A 759-nucleotide genomic window follows, 5' to 3' on the forward strand; every position below is an offset into this window, starting at 1 on the left:
AGGACAGTGCCGGACACGGCAGAAATGCGCCTCACGCAGCCTCAGACGCGTTTCTCCGGTTTCCTTGAGGGTAGACCACCCGAAACGCAATAAACCGCCACAGAGGGCCATACGCGCCCCGTAGCGCTCATATTCGGCCGCAAGCAGGTAAATCCCTCCCACGTCGTCAGAAACGCTTCTGTGAGCGTCCCAGGGCGCATCTGAGGGGGAATAGTCCGTGAGGTTCTGGAGTTCAGGATTTTTCATGCACACCACCCGATTGTGGGCGATGGCTCATCTGACGTGTTATCATTGCCATATCACCTGTGTTAGCCGTATCACCAATTCGAATCTCTACAGGTGGTCACGCCCCCGAACGATGCCCGTCGTTGCGGGGGTCGCTTTTAACGCGACCACTTCCGACAGAATACTTCTAAACCCATTTCGGAGCAAATGTGCCCTCAAGCCTTGCGGGACAAGGGCTGGAGGCCAATTTGAATCCCAGAGTTATCCCTTAAGTATAAATACAAGGATCGCGCGCGAGATTTGCTTGAATTTTGAGCTGGATTTTCAGCAACAAAAAACCGTCTTGCAGGTGGTTGGCCTCACTCCGTGACACCAACCACCATCCCCAGTGTTTTCCCCGTGCCGTCGTCAATCACAAAATCGGAACCCACGCCAGAGGCGCGGGGCCCCGCGATTTTCTGTTTGACGAGTTCGGGAACGGTGAGCGGTACGCGGAATTTTTTCGCGGGCCGTGAGGCGTTGGCGGGGTGTCGG

General features: G+C 55.7%; 1 protein-coding gene. It reads right to left on the reverse strand.

What is annotated here, in order from left to right:
- On the reverse strand, window positions 1-246 hold a 246-nt coding region (locus ACYVBN_RS18360), incomplete at its 3' end, for a protein rep (protein WP_224680155.1).
- Window positions 247-759: the final 513 nt, after the last annotated feature.

This window comes from Flexivirga lutea (genome assembly GCF_054778955.1).